The 17,742-nt window shown below is 69.0% G+C and carries 15 protein-coding genes; 12 read left to right on the plus strand and 3 right to left on the minus strand.

The window, feature by feature from the left end:
* Positions 1-22: 22 nt before the first annotated feature.
* From DAT37_RS26185 to DAT37_RS26210, 6 genes are all read left to right on the plus strand, one after another.
* Positions 23-1,705 carry an Hsp70 family protein gene (locus tag DAT37_RS26185; protein WP_109527538.1) on the plus strand — a complete coding sequence of 561 codons (1,683 nt, stop codon included), beginning with the start codon at positions 23-25 and terminating at the stop codon, positions 1,703-1,705.
* Positions 1,653-4,013, plus strand: a complete 2,361-nt coding sequence (locus DAT37_RS26190) for a fibronectin type III domain-containing protein (RefSeq protein WP_109527539.1) — start codon at positions 1,653-1,655, stop codon at positions 4,011-4,013. Before DAT37_RS26185 ends, DAT37_RS26190 begins: the two co-directional genes overlap by 53 nt.
* 99 nt (positions 4,014-4,112) lie before the next feature.
* A complete protein-coding gene (locus DAT37_RS26195; RefSeq protein ID WP_109527727.1) occupies positions 4,113-5,069 on the plus strand; it encodes a metallophosphoesterase family protein in 957 nt (318 codons plus the stop codon).
* Between the two features lie 23 nt (positions 5,070-5,092).
* Positions 5,093-5,761, plus strand: a complete 669-nt coding sequence (gene npt, locus DAT37_RS26200) for a 4'-phosphopantetheinyl transferase Npt (RefSeq protein WP_109527540.1) — start codon at positions 5,093-5,095, stop codon at positions 5,759-5,761.
* The gene (gene truB, locus DAT37_RS26205; protein ID WP_109527541.1) at positions 5,761-6,681 is read left to right on the plus strand and encodes a tRNA pseudouridine(55) synthase TruB; all 921 of its coding nucleotides are present in this window, start codon (positions 5,761-5,763) and stop codon (positions 6,679-6,681) included. The genes npt and truB overlap by 1 nt, the downstream gene beginning before the upstream one ends.
* 134 nt (positions 6,682-6,815) lie before the next feature.
* A complete protein-coding gene (locus DAT37_RS26210; RefSeq protein WP_109527542.1) occupies positions 6,816-7,238 on the plus strand; it encodes an EF-hand domain-containing protein in 423 nt (140 codons plus the stop codon).
* A gap of 24 nt (positions 7,239-7,262) precedes the next feature.
* On the opposite strand, the gene DAT37_RS26215 is transcribed toward DAT37_RS26210, so the two are convergent.
* A complete protein-coding gene (locus DAT37_RS26215) occupies positions 7,263-7,931 on the minus strand; it encodes a metal-dependent transcriptional regulator (RefSeq protein ID WP_232840029.1) in 669 nt (222 codons plus the stop codon).
* A gap of 316 nt (positions 7,932-8,247) precedes the next feature.
* Here DAT37_RS26215 and DAT37_RS26220 point away from each other — a divergent pair, with 316 nt between their 5' ends.
* From DAT37_RS26220 to DAT37_RS26240, 5 genes are all read left to right on the plus strand, one after another.
* Positions 8,248-9,201 (plus strand): bifunctional riboflavin kinase/FAD synthetase, encoded by a 954-nt coding sequence (locus tag DAT37_RS26220; protein ID WP_198654439.1) that lies wholly within the window; start codon positions 8,248-8,250, stop codon positions 9,199-9,201.
* Positions 9,202-9,345: 144 nt separating this feature from the next.
* On the plus strand, positions 9,346-9,615 hold the full coding sequence (gene rpsO, locus DAT37_RS26225) for a 30S ribosomal protein S15 (protein ID WP_109527543.1): 270 nt from the start codon (positions 9,346-9,348) through the stop codon (positions 9,613-9,615).
* Positions 9,616-10,156: 541 nt separating this feature from the next.
* Entirely contained in the window at positions 10,157-12,472 is a 2,316-nt protein-coding gene (locus tag DAT37_RS26230; RefSeq protein ID WP_109527544.1) for a polyribonucleotide nucleotidyltransferase, read from the plus strand.
* Between the two features lie 74 nt (positions 12,473-12,546).
* Complete coding sequence (locus DAT37_RS26235) at positions 12,547-13,872, plus strand: M16 family metallopeptidase (protein ID WP_109527730.1); 1,326 nt, start codon at positions 12,547-12,549, stop codon at positions 13,870-13,872.
* A gap of 155 nt (positions 13,873-14,027) precedes the next feature.
* On the plus strand, positions 14,028-15,500 hold the full coding sequence (locus DAT37_RS26240) for a tetratricopeptide repeat protein (protein ID WP_157978708.1): 1,473 nt from the start codon (positions 14,028-14,030) through the stop codon (positions 15,498-15,500).
* A 30-nt stretch (positions 15,501-15,530) separates the two neighbouring features.
* On the opposite strand, the gene DAT37_RS26245 is transcribed toward DAT37_RS26240, so the two are convergent.
* Positions 15,531-15,899, minus strand: a complete 369-nt coding sequence (locus tag DAT37_RS26245; protein WP_109527546.1) for an ArsR/SmtB family transcription factor — start codon at positions 15,897-15,899, stop codon at positions 15,531-15,533.
* A gap of 94 nt (positions 15,900-15,993) precedes the next feature.
* Here DAT37_RS26245 and DAT37_RS26250 point away from each other — a divergent pair, with 94 nt between their 5' ends.
* Positions 15,994-17,220 carry an MFS transporter gene (locus DAT37_RS26250; protein ID WP_109527547.1) on the plus strand — a complete coding sequence of 409 codons (1,227 nt, stop codon included), beginning with the start codon at positions 15,994-15,996 and terminating at the stop codon, positions 17,218-17,220.
* Between the two features lie 20 nt (positions 17,221-17,240).
* Here DAT37_RS26250 and DAT37_RS26255 read toward each other — a convergent pair whose 3' ends face one another.
* Positions 17,241-17,648, minus strand: a complete 408-nt coding sequence (locus tag DAT37_RS26255) for a hypothetical protein (protein WP_198654440.1) — start codon at positions 17,646-17,648, stop codon at positions 17,241-17,243.
* Positions 17,649-17,742 lie beyond the last annotated feature (94 nt).

Raw genomic sequence — 17,742 nt, forward strand, 5'->3', positions numbered from 1 at the left:
GTGGCTGCTACCATCGCGTGCCATGGGGGTCTACGGAATCGACCTGGGCACGACGAACTCGGCAATCGCGCGGATAGACGCCGACGGTCGGCCCGAAGTCATGATCGGAATGAACGGTGAGCCGACGATTCCGTCGGTGGTGCTCTTCGCCTCGGCGTTCGACCATCTGGTCGGCGAGGGCGCGCGGCGGCAGGCCCGCCTCGATCCGGAGCACGTCTGCGCGTTGGTGAAACGCCGGATGGGTGACGCGGAGTGGCGTTTCGCCGCCCACGGCACCACGTGGTCCGCGCCCGCGGTGTCGGCGCTGATCCTCAAGAGTTTGGCCGCCGATGTCGAATTCGGCGGCGGCGAACCGGTGGGTCGCGCGGTGATCACCGTGCCCGCGTATTTCGGTGACGAGGAACGTCGCGCGACGATCCAAGCGGGCACCTACGCCGGATTCGATGTGGCGGGTGTGCTTTCCGAGCCGATCGCGGCCGCGCTGTCCTACGGATTCGGCAGGCTCGACGGCAGCGTGGATGTCGGCAAGTCCGACGCGCGCGAGACGGTACTGGTCTACGACCTGGGCGGCGGAACCTTCGACGCCACCGTGATCGAACTGGCCGACCGGCGGATCTCGGTCCTCGCGGTCGAAGGCGATCACCAGCTCGGCGGCGCCGACTGGGACGAACGCATCGCCCTGTATCTGTCGCAGCAGTTCTGCGCCGCGAATCCTGACGCCGAGGACCCGCTCGACGATTCGGCGGGCTCGCAGATGCTCGTGCTGGCCGCCGAACAGGCCAAACGCGAGCTGAGCGAGGCCGAGCGCACCGAGGTGGTGATCGCGCACGACGGCGCCCGCGCGGTCGTCCCGCTGACCCGCGCCGAAGTGGAATCGATGACGGCGTCGCTGATGCGGCGGACCGTCGACCTCACGCGCGACTGCCTCGCCGCGGCGGCCAAACGCGGCGTCGCCTCGGTGGATCGGCTGCTGCTCGTCGGTGGTTCCTCGCGCATGCCGATGGTGGAACGCGAACTGCGCAAAGAATTCGGCCTCGATGGCGAATTGCGCGATCCCGATCTGTCGGTGGCGCGCGGCGCGGCCCTCTACGGCGAGAAGCTGGAGATGGAGCGGCTGATCCTGGCCGACCTGATGACCCGCGGCCGTCTGCGGGACGGTTCACCGTTGCGCGAAGCCGCGCCCGCCGATCTGGAACAGTCCGTCGCGCGGGTCGCCGCGTCCTTCGGGCAACCGGTCGGCCTGGTCCGGCGCATGGTCGAGATCCAGGTCGATACCGTGGTGTCGCGTGGCTTCGGTGTGCTCGCACTGAATTCGCAGTACGGACTCGCCGCGGCCTGGCTGGTCCACCGCAACCAGACACTGCCGGTGCGGGTGCGCCGTTCTTTCGGCACCGTGCGCGAGGACCAGGATCAGATCGAACTGACCGTCGTCGAACAGCAGGGCCAGGCGGCGTCGATGCGGCCGGAGGATACGAAGGTCCTGATCGAAGGGCGTATTCGCGGAATCCCGCCGGGCTATCCCGCCGACAGTGAAGTGCGGGTCACCTTCGAGATGGGTTTCGACGGAGTCCTGCACGTCACGGCGCATCACGTGGACGCGGATATGCCGCTGACCCTGTCGGCCCAGACCGGCGCCACCCTGTCCCAGGCGGATGTGGCACGAGAACTCGACCAGGTTCAGCGCACTCGCCGACGCACCGGGTAGCTACACGATGGATGCCTTCAACCCCAACGACTACCGCAAACGGGTACTCGCCGCGGTCGAGCGCCGCGGCGGACCCGAGCAGTCGGATTCGTTCGAGCTCTACGACATTCCGCTCGACGACGCCGAGACACTCGGTGACGCCGAGGTCGCCGCGCGCGTCGAGGAGGTCTGGGGTTTCTGGCAGCGCCAGCGTGACCACCCGAAATACCGTGTGCTGGTCGGACTTCTGGTCGACGATCACGACCGCCGCAGTGAATTGCTGCTGAACGCGAGTTCTCGCCGCGCCGAGGCGACGCGGGTGCGGCTGGTCCGCGAGCAGCGCGATGCCGGACGCTACGAGATGCTCGACATCGCCGTCTCGCGGCTGGTGCAGCGACACGGTGGCATACCGGCGAGCAAGGTCGCGGGTCTCGAGGAGATCGGCGCGATGGGCGGGCTCGACGCGGCCGAGGTCGCCGCGCGCCTGCGCAGGCACAAGATCCTGTCCGATCAGCCGCAGGTCGCGCCCGCGCCGAGTGCGACGCTCACCGAACAGCGGCGCAAGCAGATCCGGCAATTGCTCAGCGAATGGGATCGGCTGCTCGAAGGGCAACCGGCTCCCACCCTTTTCGCGCTGCTCGGCCTCGATCCGACCGATGCCGCGCACACCGAGGAGATCCGCCTGCGCGCCGAGGCATTGCGGGCGCGGTCACGAGAGTTGCCGCCGGGCCGGATCCGGGTCGTACTCGACGAACTGCTCGTGCACGTGCAGGATCTGCTCGAGGGCGGCGGTCCCGAGGTCAGGGAGTACGTCCGCTCGATCATCGACGACGTCACCACCGAGTTGCGGCCGAAGGTCCGCGCCGCGGTGCTCGTCGAGGATCAACTGGTCGGCGAGGACTACCAATTCCTGCTCGAAGAGGCGATGGAACTCGGACTCGATCGCGCCGAGGCGATCCGGGTACTCACCGATCTCACCACCGCGCTCGGTGCGCGCATCGAGAGCTCACCGGTTGTCCCGCCGCGGCCCGAGACCCCGGCGTATTCGCCGCCACGGGACACGCGGACCACGTCGGCTCGGGCCTCGGGCAGACAGTGGGAAGAACCGCTCAAAGCGGCGCGCGGGTCGCTGCGGCACGGGCGCCCCCAGGAGGCGGCCAGGCAGGTCGCCCAGGCACGTCAACTCGACAACGGCGCGGGCACGACGCCGATCCGGTCGGTCGCCGACGAGGTCGAACGGGTACTCGCCGAGGCGGGGGTGCGCTGGCGCAATGTCACCTCCGCGCTGGCGGCCAAACGCTACGTCGAAGCCGTCGAACACCTGGAATACCTGCGGCGCACGGCCTCCGATGTGCCCCCGCCGACCGGTCGCACCGCCGGCCTGGAGGAATCGCTGGCCGAGGCGCGACGCGCCATCGCCGAAGCCGACCGGCTGGTCGCCGCCGCCGTGGCCGGGCCGCCCGCCGACCGCGCCCGCGGACTGCTCGCGGCTCGCGATATCTGCGCGGACCACCGCGGCGTGGCCGAGGCGCTCGCCGCCACCGTCGTCGAACCCCCCGCCAACGTCCGGGTGTCGCGCATGCGCAACGGCTCGGCACAGGTCACCTGGTCGCCCTCGCCCGCGGGAAATGTCGACTACCGGGTGACCCGCCTGCAACCCGACGGCTCGTGGCGCGTCGTCGGCCGGACCCGGGTCACCGAACTCGAAGACGGCGGAATCCCTTCCACCGGAACACTTCCGGTCTACGCGGTCGCCGCGGCGCTCGCCGGACAGTACTCGGAGATCGCTCGCTCCGACGCGCCACCTCCCGCAGCGCGGAAATCCGCCGCCGCGCAGGCGGGAACCGGCGTCGGGGAGACGCGGTCGAATCCCACGCCCGGATCGAGCGAGGTGTCCCCTGGGCAGCCCGGCTCCGACCCGGGGCATTCACCAACTGCCGCAGTGGATTCGGCGACGCCGTCGACCACCGGTGCTGAGCACACCGCCGACCGGGGAACACCGCGCGACGAGCCGAATCCCAGCGGAATCCCCACCGTGAGCGGATTGGCCGAGCACGGTGGTCTGCTGGTGTTCACCTGGCCGGTCGGCGTCACCGAGGTTTTCGTGGTGGCCCGCGCCGACGCGCCGCCCGCGACACCGGACGATCCGGGGGCGCGCGCCTGGAAGGTCACCAATATGCGGTACGAGATCGACGGCGGGGTGAAGATCCCGCCGGATCTGCCTCGGCCCTGCCATCTCGCCGTCGCCTCGTGTCGCCGCGAGACCAACGGGGCGCTCACGATCGCCGCCGGATTCTCCGCGACCGCCCGGCTGCACTGGGCAGGCTGAGCGCGCACGGCCCGGTCCAACGCGTGGCGCGTGGACCCGGAACCTGTGCGACGAGTGCTGGACAGGCTCGGTCCGCGCCGATGTGACAAGGTAGGTGTGGTGATACCCAAGTTGATGGCGGTGAGCGACGTGCACGTCGGCCACCAGGGGAATCGGCCGGTCGTCGAGCAGATCCGGGCGGATTCGCCCGAGGACTGGCTGATCGTCGCGGGTGACGTGGGCGAGAAGGCCGAGGATATCCGCTGGGCGCTCGAACTGCTGCGCAGCCGGTTCGCGAAGGTCATCTGGGTGCCCGGCAACCACGAACTGTGGACGACGCCGAAGGATCCGGTGCAGTTGCACGGGGCCGCCCGCTACGACTACCTCGTCGCGATGTGCCGGGACCTGGATGTGGTGACCCCGGAGGACCCGTTTCCGGTGTGGTCGGGCGCGGGCGCGGAGGAATTCGGCTCGCCGGTGACCCTGGTGCCGATGTTCCTGCTCTACGACTACTCGTTCCTGCCCGAAGGCGCCCTCACCAAGGCGCAGGGTCTGGCGATCGCCCGCGAACGCAACGTGGTCGCGACCGACGAATTCCTGCTGTCGCCCGATCCGTATCTGACCCGCGATGCCTGGTGTCACGCCCGGGTGCAGGCGACCCAGCGCAAACTCGACGCCTTGCCCGCGGACACCCCGATCGTCATGATCAATCACTTCCCGATGGTCCGCCAGCCCACCGATGTGCTGTGGTACCCGGAATTCGCGCTGTGGTGCGGCACCACGCTGACCGCCGACTGGCATACCAGCTACAACGTGGTGTGCTCGGTCTACGGCCACCTGCACATTCCGCGCACGTCCTACTACGACGGCGTCCGCTTCGAAGAGGTCTCCCTCGGCTATCCGCGCGAATGGCAACGTCGCGGACTGCCCGATCAGCTCCTGCGTCAGATCCTGCCCACCCCGGCCTACCCGCCGGGGTCGCTGAACGCGTGGGGCGGCCATTTCGCGGTCACCCCGGAGATGGAGGCCGCGGCCTCGCAGATGCGCGAACGCGCCCAGCGCCGTCGCGGCGTCTGAGCTCTGCATTAGGCTCGGGAGCGATGATCGAGAACATTCTGCCCAACGGGGTCGCCTCGGCCGAACTGTTGGCGTACCCGGACGATCTGAAACCGCATCCCGCGGAAGAACATCTCATCGCCAAGTCGGTGGACAAACGCCGCCGCGATTTCATCGGCGCGAGGTATTGCGCGCGACAGGCGCTCGAGCAGTTGGGCGAGCCCGCCGTGGCGATCGGCAAAGGGGAGCGGGGGATGCCGCTGTTCCCGCGCGGCATCGTCGGCAGCCTGACCCACTGCGACGGATACCGCGCGGCGGCGCTGGCGCACAAATTGCGCTTCCGTTCCGTCGGCATCGACGCCGAACCGCACGGGGCACTGCCCGAGGGCGTCCTGGATTCGGTGAGCCTGCCGCAGGAGCGGGAATGGCTGGGAGCCACGTCCACCGGACTGCACCTGGATCGACTGCTGTTCTGCGCGAAGGAAGCCACCTACAAGGCGTGGTTCCCGCTGACGTTGCGCTGGCTCGGTTTCGAGGACGCGCACATCACCTTCACCGTCGACGAACTCTCCGACGACGCGGGCTCGGGCACCTTCCACAGCGCGTTGCTGATTCCGGGCCAGACCACCGACGGCGGGGTGCCGCTCACCTCGTTCGACGGGCGCTGGGTGATCGGCGACGGGCTGATCCTGACCGCGATCGTGCACGGCTGATGGCGCAGACCGCGCGCGACATCCTCGGCGGCCTGCTGATCGTCGACAAGGACGGCGGCTGGACCAGCCACGATGTCGTCGCGAAATCTCGAAGACTGTTGCACACCAAGAAGGTCGGGCACGCGGGCACCCTCGATCCGATGGCCACCGGTGTACTCGTCCTCGGTGTCGAGCGCGCGACCAAACTGCTCGGCCTGCTCACCCTCACGACCAAGGCCTACACGGCCACCGTCCGTCTCGGGCAGGCCACCACCACCGACGACGCCGAGGGCGAGATCCTCGCCACCACCCCCGCCACACACCTCGGCGACGCCGAGATCGCCGCGCACACCGCCGAACTCACCGGTGACATCCAGCAGGTGCCCGCCACCGTCAGCGCCATCAAGGTCGACGGCGAACGCGCCTACGCGCGCCACCGCGCGGGCGAGGACGTGCGACTGGCCGCCCGCCCGGTCACCGTCTCCCGCTTCGACATCCTGGCCCGCCGCGACACCGGGGATTTCGTCGATCTCGATGTCGGGGTCGAATGTTCCTCCGGCACCTATGTGCGCGCACTCGCCCGCGATCTCGGCGCCGCGCTCGGCGTGGGCGGACACCTGACCGCACTGCGGCGCACCCGCGTCGGGCCCTTCACCCTCGAACACGCCCGCACCCTGGACGAGTTGGCCCTCGCCGCCGAATCCGGCGCTCCGCTGCTGAGTCTCGGCATCGACGACGCCGTCCGCACCGCCTTCCCGCATCGTTCGATCTCCGCCGCCGAGGCCGAATCCCTGCGCGACGGACGCTGGCTGGAACCCCTCGGCCTCGAGGGCGTGCACGCGGCGCTCACCGAGGACGGCACCGCCATCGCGCTGCTCGAGGAGATGGGCAAACGCGCGTCCTCGGTCATGGTCATCCGCCCCAGAGGGCTCATCGACTGACGGCGCGGCTCACGTTGCCGCATCGCGCGTTTCCGTGTTCGCGCGCCGCGTCCGCACCCGCCCGGATTCCGTACAGTGGTGCGTGGTCGGCCGCACGCACCGGGATATCGCGGCGACTGTGGGAGGCAGTGGCAATGAGCGAACATCCCGTCGACACGTTCGACCTGTGGGACCGTGACAACGACGGTCTGGTCTCCGTCGACGACATCGTCGCCGGAATCAGGACACTCGGCCGCGAGGTCGACGTCGACGCGGTCGAGCGCATGGTCGCCGCCGCCGACACCAACGGCGACTACCTGGTCTCCCGAGCGGAATTCGACGCCGCCGTCCTCGGTGGCCGCATCGAGGTGACCGACGCCGACGCCGCGTTCGAGGTGTTCGACGTCAACGGCGACGGCAAGATCTCGGTCGACGAACTCGAATCCATGATCCGCCACGTCGGCGCGGGACTCATCGACGAACCGGCGCACGCGCTGCTCGCCGCCGCCGACCACGACGGTGACGGCTATCTGTCCCCGTCGGAATTCCGCGCGCTGCTCGATTTCCTCTCGCGCTGAACGGATTCCGGTGCGTCGACGCGCTCAGTCCGTCAGCCAGATTGCCTCGGCGGCGGGCCTGCCGAGATCGGTCGTGACCTCGGTATTGCCGATGCGAATCGCGATGGTGCCCGCGAAATCCCGGCGTTCCACCACCGTGATGGCGGTGTCGAGGGCGATGCCGACCGCGTCGAAATAGCGCAGCATGTCCGGATCGGAATCGGAGATGCGCGCGACCCGACCGGACTGGCCCGCCCGGAAATCGCTGAGCTGCTGGGCGGGGGGAGTCGGCACCGCGCCGTCGGCCGACGGAATCGGATCGCCGTGCGGATCACGATCCGGATAGCCGAGTTTGGCGTCGATACGGGCCATCATCAGATCCGAGACCGCGTGCTCGAGCACCTCGGCCTCGTCGTGCACCTCGTCCCAGCGGTAACCGAGCTCGTTCACGAGGAACGTCTCGAGCAGCCGGTGCCTGCGCACCATCGCGATCGCGGCGTTGCGGCCCTGCTCGGTCAGCGTGATCGAGCCGTAGCGCGCGTGTTCGACCAAACCCTGGTCCGCGAGTTTGCGCACGGCCTCCGACACCGTCGACGCCGAGACGCCGATCCGCTCGGCGAGCAACTTCGTCGACACCTTCTCCTGCGACCACTCCTGGGCGGTCCAGATCACCTTCAGATAGTCCTGGGCGACCGAGGTCAGCTCCTTGGCCACCGTCGCGGTGCCTCCGACGGGTTCCTCCCGCGCGGAGCTGTCCGTCAGCTCGCGGCGGGTGGCGATGTCTCGTTTACCGGGCACATATTCGAGCTTATGCACAGAACGGCGGTTTGACACACTACGACGCTCCCGCTCCCGTCCCGAGCGAACCCCCGTTCACCAGCCGGAAACGGGAACGGGAACGTTCTGTGACATCCCGTACGCCCGAATGTCGTTCGCCCCGCGATCTCCGCAGGCCCTCACGCCGTGCGCGTACGGCACGGCGTGGGCTTCGGTCGGACCGCCCTCGGTGCTGTCTATTAGGCTGCGGACTGTGCAGAGATGGCGAAGTCTCGACGATGTGCCCGCGGACTGGGGCCGGTGTGTGCTCACGATCGGCGTATTCGACGGAGTACATCGCGGCCACGCGCAGTTGATCAGCCGCGCGGTCAAGTCCGCGGCCGCGCGCGAGGTCCCCGTGGTGCTCATGACCTTCGATCCGCACCCCATGGAGGTGGTGCGTCCCGGTTCGCATCCCGCGCAACTGACCACACTGACCCGGCGCGCCGAACTGGCCGAGGAACTCGGCGTCGACGTGTTCTGCGTGATGCCGTTCACCCAGGACTTCATGAAACTGACGCCCGCCCGCTACGTCCACGACCTGCTGGTCGAACGACTGCACGTCACCGAAGTGGTGGTCGGCGACAACTTCACCTTCGGCAAGAAGGCCACCGGCACGGTCGAGACGATGCGTGAACTCGGCGAGCGATTCGGCTTCGAGGTCGACGGTGTGAAACTGATCGGCGAACACGCGGTGACGTTCTCCTCCACCTACATTCGCGCCTGCGTCGACGCGGGCGACATGTCCGCCGCCGCCGAAGCGCTCGGACGCCCGCACCGCGTCGAAGGCGTCGTGGTGCACGGTGACGGCCGAGGCAGACTGCTCGGCTTCCCCACCGCGAACGTGGCACCGCCCATGCACGCCGCCATCCCCGCCGACGGGGTCTACGCGGGATGGTTCACCGTCCTCGGGCCCGGACCGACCATCGGCACCGTCACCCCCGGCGAACGGGCGATGGCGGCCATCTCGGTCGGCACCAACCCCACCTTCTCCGGCCGGGCGCGCACCGTCGAGGCCTACGTCCTCGACGGCGAAGCCGACCTCTACGGCCAGCACGTCGCGGTGGATTTCGTGGAACACCTGCGCGGGATGCGCAAATTCGACTCGATGGAAGAACTCATCGAGGCGATGGGCCGCGACGTCCAGAACGCGCGCAAAGTGCTGTGACTTCCGCGCCCCTGGCGACCCGATTCGGTACCCCGATATCCCTCGGGTAGGCTGGCTCCTCGGGTTTGCTGCGGTCCGCGGTGGCGCCCTCCCGGAATTCCGGATATTCGAGCGCGGGACTGAAAAAATAGGAGTGGATGCCGCATGGCGCTGACCACCGAGCAGAAATCGGCCATTCTCAAGGAATACGGCCTGCACGAGACGGACACCGGTTCCCCCGAGGCCCAGATCGCGATGCTGTCCAAGCGGATCTCGGACCTGACCGAGCACCTCAAGGTCCACAAGCACGACCACCACACCCGCCACGGGCTGCTCGCGCTGATCGGCCGTCGTCGTCGGCTCTCGAAGTACCTGCAGGCCAAGGACATCGAGCGCTACCGCACGCTGATCGAGCGCCTCGGGCTGCGGCGATAATTCTGCGGCCGGGGCCGCGGGTTCGCGGCCCCCTCTGTCTCGCGTTCGAGCGGTCGAGACTCGCGCCTTCGGCGCATTGCTTCGACCGCTCGAACGCGAGACGGGCCGCGAACGGGGCGCTCGCAATACTCGCGCCGTGCGCGGGGGCGTCGATGATGATCAACACGCGATCGTCCGGGCGCTGATAACACTGCCGACGGGGAGACGTACAATCTCCCCGTTGGCTTTTTCGTGTGTCGGGGTTGGATCGTCGTGGCGTTCGCGTGAACGAATGTCTGCCATGGCACGCCCCGGACGCACGAACAACACAGCCGTACGCATCCGCCGCGTGGCGTCGGTCTTCGGTAGTGGCCCCTCGGTTGTCCCGACGGGCTTCGATCGATGACCGCCTCCGCGTCGCTGGTTCCAAGGGGAATCGGCCGGATGTGCGCGCCGCAGCCAGGTGGTTGCCGCGTGTCCGTATCCGGTACGGCTGACGACAGCCGGGTCGCATCCACGAGGGTGCGCTGGACCCGGCGAGACGAGAGGTTGAGAGCAGAGAATGACCGAAACAACTGAACGCAAGTCCACGGCCGTAGAGGTCGAGCCGGGTGTGTTCGAATCCGTCGCGCTGATCGACAACGGCAGCTACGGCACCCGCACCGTTCGTTTCGAGACCGGCCGTCTGGCCCGTCAGGCCGCTGGTTCGGTCGTCGCCTACCTGGACGACGAGACCATGCTGCTGTCCGCCACCACGGCGGGCAAACACCCGAAAGACCAGTTCGACTTCTTCCCCCTGACCGTCGACGTCGAAGAGCGCATGTACGCCGCGGGCCGCATCCCGGGCTCGTTCTTCCGCCGCGAGGGCCGCCCCTCCACCGACGCGATCCTGACCTGCCGTCTGATCGACCGTCCGCTGCGCCCGTCCTTCGTCGACGGCCTGCGCAACGAGATCCAGGTCGTCGTCACGGTCATGAGCCTGGACCCCAACGATCTGTACGACGTGGTCGCGATCAACGCCGCGTCCGCCTCCACCCAGTTCGCGGGTCTGCCGTTCTCCGGTCCGGTCGGCGGCGTCCGCGTCGCTCTGATCCCTGACCAGAATGCGCACTCCGCAGGCTCCGCGCGCGGCGGCCAGTGGGTCGCGTTCCCGACCGTCGAGCAGCTCGACGGCGCGGTGTTCGACATGGTCGTCGCGGGCCGTGTCACCGAATCCGGTGACGTCGCGATCATGATGGTCGAGGCCGAGGCCACCGACAAGGTCATCGCGCTGATCGAGGACGGCGCGCAGGCGCCGACCGAGGCCGTCGTCGCCGAGGGACTCGAGGCGGCCAAGCCGTTCATCGCCCGGCTGTGCCGCGCGCAGGCCGACCTCGCCGAACTGGCCGCCAAGCCGACCGGTGAGTTCCCGCTGTTCCCGCCCTACGGCCCCGACGTGTTCGAAGCCGTGGAGGGCACCGCCAAGCGTGAGCTGAACGAAGCGCTGAGCATCGCCGACAAGCAGGCCCGCGAGGCGAAGACCGACGAGATCAAACTCGACGTGCTCTCCCGTCTCGGCGACGATTTCGCCGGTCGCGAGAAGGAACTGGGCGCGGCGTTCCGCTCGGTCACCAAGAAGCTGGTGCGTCAGCGCATCCTCACCGACGGTTTCCGCATCGACGGCCGCGGACTGGCCGATATCCGCGCCCTGTCCGCCGAGGTCGCGGTGGTTCCGCGCGCCCACGGTTCGGCGCTGTTCGAGCGTGGCGAGACCCAGATCCTGGGCGTCACCACCCTCGACATGGTGAAGATGGCCCAGCAGGTCGACTCGCTCGGCCCGGAGACCTCCAAGCGCTACATGCACCACTACAACTTCCCGCCGTACTCGACCGGTGAGACCGGCCGCGTCGGTTCGCCCAAGCGCCGCGAGATCGGCCACGGCGCGCTGGCCGAGCGTGCGCTGATGCCGGTGCTGCCGAGCCAGGAAGAGTTCCCCTACGCCATCCGTCAGGTCTCGGAGGCGTTGAGCTCCAACGGTTCCACCTCGATGGGTTCGGTCTGCGCGTCGACCCTGTCGCTGCTGAACGCCGGTGTGCCGCTCAAGGCCCCGGTGGCCGGTATCGCGATGGGTCTGGTCTCCGACACCATCACCAACGAGAAGGGCGAGGACGAGGTCCGCTACGTGGCGCTGACCGACATCCTCGGCGCCGAGGACGCCTTCGGCGACATGGACTTCAAGGTCGCGGGCACCCGTGACTTCGTCACCGCGTTGCAGCTCGACACCAAGCTCGACGGCATCCCCTCGCAGGTGCTGGCGGGCGCGCTGAGCCAGGCGCACGACGCGCGCACCACCATCCTGGACGTGATGGCCGAGGCCATCGCCACCCCGGACGAGATGAGCCCGTACGCGCCGCGCGTCACCGCGATCAAGATCCCGGTCGACAAGATCGGCGAGGTCATCGGCCCCAAGGGCAAGGTGATCAACCAGATCACCGAGGAGACCGGCGCCAACATCTCCATCGAGGACGACGGCACGGTCTTCGTCGGCGCGACCGACGGCCTGAAGGCGCAGGCCGCGATCGACGCGATCAACGCCATCGCCAACCCGCAGCTGCCGAAGGTCGGCGAGCGTTTCCTGGGCACGGTCGTCAAGACCACCGCTTTCGGCGCGTTCGTCTCGCTGCTGCCGGGCCGCGACGGTCTGGTCCACATCTCCAAGCTCGGCAACGGCAAGCGCGTCGCCAAGGTCGAGGATGTGGTCAACGTCGGCGACAAGCTGCGCGTCGAGATCGCCGATATCGACAATCGCGGCAAGATCTCGCTGGTTCCGGTCGACGACAGCGCCGAGGAGCCCGCTGCCGCCGAAACGGTTGATGCGGGCGCGGCGGGGACCGAGTAGTACTTGTCTCTGTGACGAAGAAGAAGACGGCAACCCCCCTGCTCCGCGACGAGCAGGGGGGTTCGTCACTCCAGTTGCGCTCCGACGATTCCCTGCGCCCCGACGGCGCCGACACCGGCGTCCGTCGCACGGTGCTACCCGGTGGCCTGCGTGTGGTCACCGAACATGTGCCCGGCGTGCGCTCGGCCTCGATCGGGGTATGGGTCGGCGTCGGTTCGCGCGACGAGGGCCCCACCGTCGCGGGCGCCGCGCATTTCCTGGAACACCTGCTGTTCAAGGCGACGCCGACCCGTTCGGCGCTCGATATCGCCGAAGCGATGGACGCGGTCGGCGGTGAACTCAACGCGTTCACCGCGAAGGAACAGACCTGCTACTACGCCCATGTCCTCGACGAGGATCTGCCCCTCGCGGTCGATCTGGTCTCCGACGTGGTGCTCAACGGGCTGTGTCGCGCCGCCGATGTCGACGTGGAACGTCAGGTGGTGCTCGAGGAGATCGCCATGCGCGACGACGATCCGGAGGACCTGGTCGGCGACGCGTTCCTGTCGGCGCTGTTCGGCGATCACCCGATCGGGCGTCCGGTGATCGGCTCGGTCGAATCCATCGAATCGATGCACGCCGCGCAGTTGCGCTCCTTCCATCTGCGGCGCTACCGGCCGGACCGGATGGTCGTCGCGGTGGCGGGCAATGTCGAACACGACCACACCGTCGAACTGGTGCACCGGGCGTTCGAGAATCGGCTCGATCCCTCGGCCGAACCAGCGCGACGGCGTGAGGGCCGGTTCCGGCCCAACCGCGCACCCGAACTCGAGCGGAGCCATCGCGACAGCGAACAGGCGCACCTCGCCTTCGGCGTCCGGGCCTTCGGCAGGCACGAGGGGGAGCGGCGCTGGCCGTTGTCGGTACTGAACACCGTCGTCGGTGGCGGGCTGAGTTCTCGTCTGTTCCAACGTATCCGGGAGGAACGGGGGCTGGCGTACTCGGTGTACTCCAGCGTCGACACCTTCGCCGACACCGGGGCGTTCTCCGTCTACATCGGATGTCAGCCGGAGAACCTCGGCCAGGTCGCCTCGCTCGCGCGCGGTGTGCTGGAAGAGGTCGCCGCCGACGGCATCACCGATGCCGAATGCGCCCGTGCCAAGGGGTCGCTGCGCGGCGGATTGGTACTCGGCCTGGAGGATTCGGCCTCCAGGATGAATCGAATCGGCCGCAGTGAACTGAGCTACGGCAACCACCGCAGCGTCTCCGATACCCTGGCCCGTATCGACGCGGTGACGACCGACGAAGTGAGCGCGATCGCGAAAACCCTGCTCTCCCGCCCCTACGCGGCCTCGGTCGCCGGACCGTACCGGCGGACCCGCGAATTGCCCGCCGCGGTCAGGCGTCTGGTCGGCAACTGATCCGCGACCGGACGCGGTGATCCGCGTTCGCGAACCCGCGCGGGTCGACACCTCGGCGTGTGGCGAGCGACCCGATCGCGGCACGGTGCCCCCGTCCATCCGGTGCGGTACCGTGCCCGCGGGGAGTGCGGAGAGATTCGACCGGGGGGATGACCATGCGGCAGACCGAGACCGTGGTGGCGCGGGCGCGGGTCGCCAGGGAGCTGGGGCGGCTCGAGCACGCGCGCGAATTGCTGGGCGCCGGGTTGGTGGAAGCGCCGGACGATCCGATCCTGCTGGAGGAGATCGCCGATGTCAGCTTCTCGCTGGATCGCTTCGACGACGCGCTGCGCTACGCGGGTCGGGCGATCGCGGTGGCGCCGCGGCGGGCGGGTCCGCACGTGACCGCCGCCTTGGCCTACGAGATCTTCGACCGCCACGACGACGCGCTACGGCATGCCAGGCTGGCGGTGCGACTCGAACCGGAGGAGCCTGGCGCGCTGCTGGCGCTCGCCTTCGTGATCCTGTCGGGGCCGGGGCGCCGCCGCTCCCGTGACAAGTCCGAGGTGGCGGCCGTGTTGGAGCGGGTGAGCGCACTCGCCCCCGACGACGCGGACACGCACGCGGCGGTCGCCGAGATCTACCAGCGTATGGCCGACGTGACCGCAGCGCGCGGACATGTCGACGCCGGACTGCGCGCCGATCCGACGCACGCGGATCTGCTCGCCATGCGGGCCGAATACGAACCCGGCAGGCGCGAGGCCGTCGCGACCCTGCGCGGGCTGCTGGCCGCGCGCCCGGAGCACACCACCGCACGTCTGCGACTCGCCGCGATCACCTGGAAGGCCATGATGCGGTTGGCGGCGTGGCTGTGGTTCTTCACCGCCGCGGTGACCGTGGCGTCGCTGTGGATCGGGCCGGGCGGCCTGCGCTACGTGAGCGCACCCGCGTTCGCCGTCATCCCGATCGCCTGGTTCGGGGTCTTCCGCACACTGCGCAAGCAGTTGCCACCCGGCTATCTGACGCGCCGACTGCGGCGGCCCGCGTCGGTGGTCGCGCTCCTGGTTCTCGTGTTCTCGGGTCTGCTCGCCGAAGTGGGTGTCGTACTGCTGCGCCTGGATTGGACCGCCGCCGCCGTGCGCGGCGGTTACGTGCTGCTGCTCGCGGCGGCGTGCGGCGCGGGACTCGCGCACCTGCTGTTCTTCCTCACCTGGCTCGGTCGTCGCGGGGGCGATCGCGACGCCGCCGAAGCATCAACCCACGCGATCGTGAGTCTGGTCTTCGTGACGGGCGGCGCGATCGTCCTGCTCGGAGTGATCGCCGCCCTGCGACCCTGGTCGCGCCAGCCGACGGCATTCTGGGCGCTGGTTGTCCTGGCGTGCGGTATCGCTCTCACCCTGCTGCTGGAGTCGGCGTTCGCCCTCTACCCGGATCTGCGTCCCCGTGCGCGCTGGATTCCGGTACTCGTGGCCGCCGTGGTGCTCGCGGGCATGTGGTGGGGTGCGCACGAACTGCGGTCGGAGCCCTTCCGCAGTACGGAACGTCTGCCTCGGCCGACCGTTCCGCGATTCACCCCGAAGCCGCTGCCGACGATGCCCTCGTTTCGCGTCACCGTGCCGCCCGCACCGCCGCCCTCCGGTGACCGCTGACGCGGGTCGGTTCCGTGGCGCGAGGTGCGGTCAGCGGCGTGGGGCGCCCGCGGGATATCCGTTCGACCCGGCATCGATCCGGTCTGCGTCGGCGCGGTTGGCCGCGTCCACGATGGGGGCGAGTACGCCGGGCAGCGCTCGGTCGAGGTCTTCGGTGCGCAGCCGCTGACAGGTCTGGCCGTCGATGAGCAGTCGTTCGATGACGCCGGCTTCGCGCAGGATCTTGAAATGGTGGGTCGCGGTCGATTTGTTGATGACCTCGTAGAGCGCGGCGCAGCGCACGGCGTCGCCCGCGTTGCTGAGTCGCCGCACCATCTCGAGCCGGACGGGATCCTGCAACGCGGCCAGAACGGTGGGGAGCGGCGCGACCGGCGGAGCCTGTTCGTTAGCATCGCTCATGATCTACCTCACTCCGGGGTTTGATGAACGTCGAACCGGATGTATCGTCGGTACCGGTTCGATCATCATCAAACCTACCTGATCGGAGTGGTCCATGACAGCGAGTGTGGCGGTAGCTGTGGACGAATCGGACGAACAGACCACCCAGCGTTGGGCGTACACGCTGGTTCTCGTCGCGAGCGGAGTCGCCCTCGGCGTCTCGGGCGTGCCCGCGCCGCTCTACGGCATCTATGAGACGCAATGGCATCTCTCACCGCTGACCACGACCGTCGTATTCGCCGTCTACGCGTTCGCCGCGCTCGCCGCGGTGCTGGTCTCGGGCAAGATCTCCGACGTCGTCGGACGCAAGCCGGTCCTGGTCGGCGCGTTCGGCACCATGATCGCCGGACTCGTCGTCTTCGTACTCGCCGATTCGGTGCCGATGCTGATCCTGGCCAGGGCGCTGCACGGGTTGGCGGTCGGCGCGACGGTGGTCTCCGGGGCGGCGGCGCTGCTGGATCTACGCCCGCACCGGGGCGCGCGATCCGGGCAGCTCAGCGGGGTCGCCTTCAATGTCGGTATGGCCGTGGCGATTCTGGGTTCCGCGCTGCTCGCGCAGTACGCCCCGTACCCACTGCGCACGCCGTACGTGGTGATCACGGTGATCTGCCTGATCATCGGGGTCGGTGTGATCGCCCTGCGCGAACCGCATTCCTCGCGCGTGGCGGGGCGGATCAGGATCGCGAGACCCGCTGTCCCGCAGGAGATCCGCGCCGACTTCTGGTTCTCCGCGATCGGGGTCATGGCGGCCTGGTCGGTGCTCGGTGTGCTGCTGTCGCTGTATCCGTCGCTGGCCGCCCAGCAGACCGGGATCCACAATCTGGTCTTCGGCGGCGCTGTCGTGGCCTCCACCGCGATCGCGGGCGCGACCGTCCAGCTCATCGCCACGCGGGTGCCCGCTCGCTTCGCCGCCATCGCGGGCGACACCGGCATGGCCGCGGCGTTGCTACTCACGATTCCCGCGCTGGCCACCCACAACGGGGTCGTGGTGCTGGCAGCGGGCGTCGTGCTCGGCGCGACCTTCGGCCTGGGATTCGGCGGGTCCCTGCGCCACCTGTCGGAGGTGGTGCCGCACCACAAGCGCGGCGAGACCATGTCGGCGTACTACCTGCTCGCGTACACGGCCATGGCGCTGCCGACCATCCTCGCCGGGTGGGCCGCGACCACCTGGGGGCTGGGGTCGGTGTTCCCGTGGTTCGTCGGCGTGGTCGCCGTCGCGTGCCTCGTCGCGGCCGGACTCGGGCTGCGACGTGACAGGAAGGTCGTGCCCGCGGTGGTGTGATCGCTTGCCGCGACCGCGGTTCAGTCCGCCACCGCGGTCTCCTGGAGTGCCCGCCAGCGGAAACCCCGGACCTCGTCGACGCTGAGGACCGCGGTGACCAGACGGTCGGTGTGGGTGTCCGCGAGGAGATGGCGTTCGAGGAATCGGACGACGACCAGTTCCGCGGTGCTGACGAGTATCCGCGCCCGCGAGATCTCGATCACCACGCCGGGCCGGGAGTTCCGCGCGGCCCGCAGGCCCTCCAGCAAATCGGCCCGATCGACGGTGGTGCCGTCGATCGTCACCATGGTGAACGCGGCGTGCAGGGTGCGGGCGAACTCGTCGAAGATCTGCCGCGGCGCCTCGGACCCGAGCCAGGTGGCCAGCAGAGCGTGCGCCTTCTCGATCTCGGTCACCGGATCGAGCGGATCGGACCACGTATCGGGCATGGTTCGCAGACTACCGCCGTACCGCCCGGCCACTCGGTGCTCACGCGACGAGGTGACTGCGGCAGCTACTCGTCAGCACATCGGCGGAACATGC

It is taken from the genome of Nocardia aurea, from assembly GCF_003123685.1.
Classification (GTDB): Bacteria; Actinomycetota; Actinomycetes; order Mycobacteriales; family Mycobacteriaceae; genus Nocardia; species Nocardia aurea.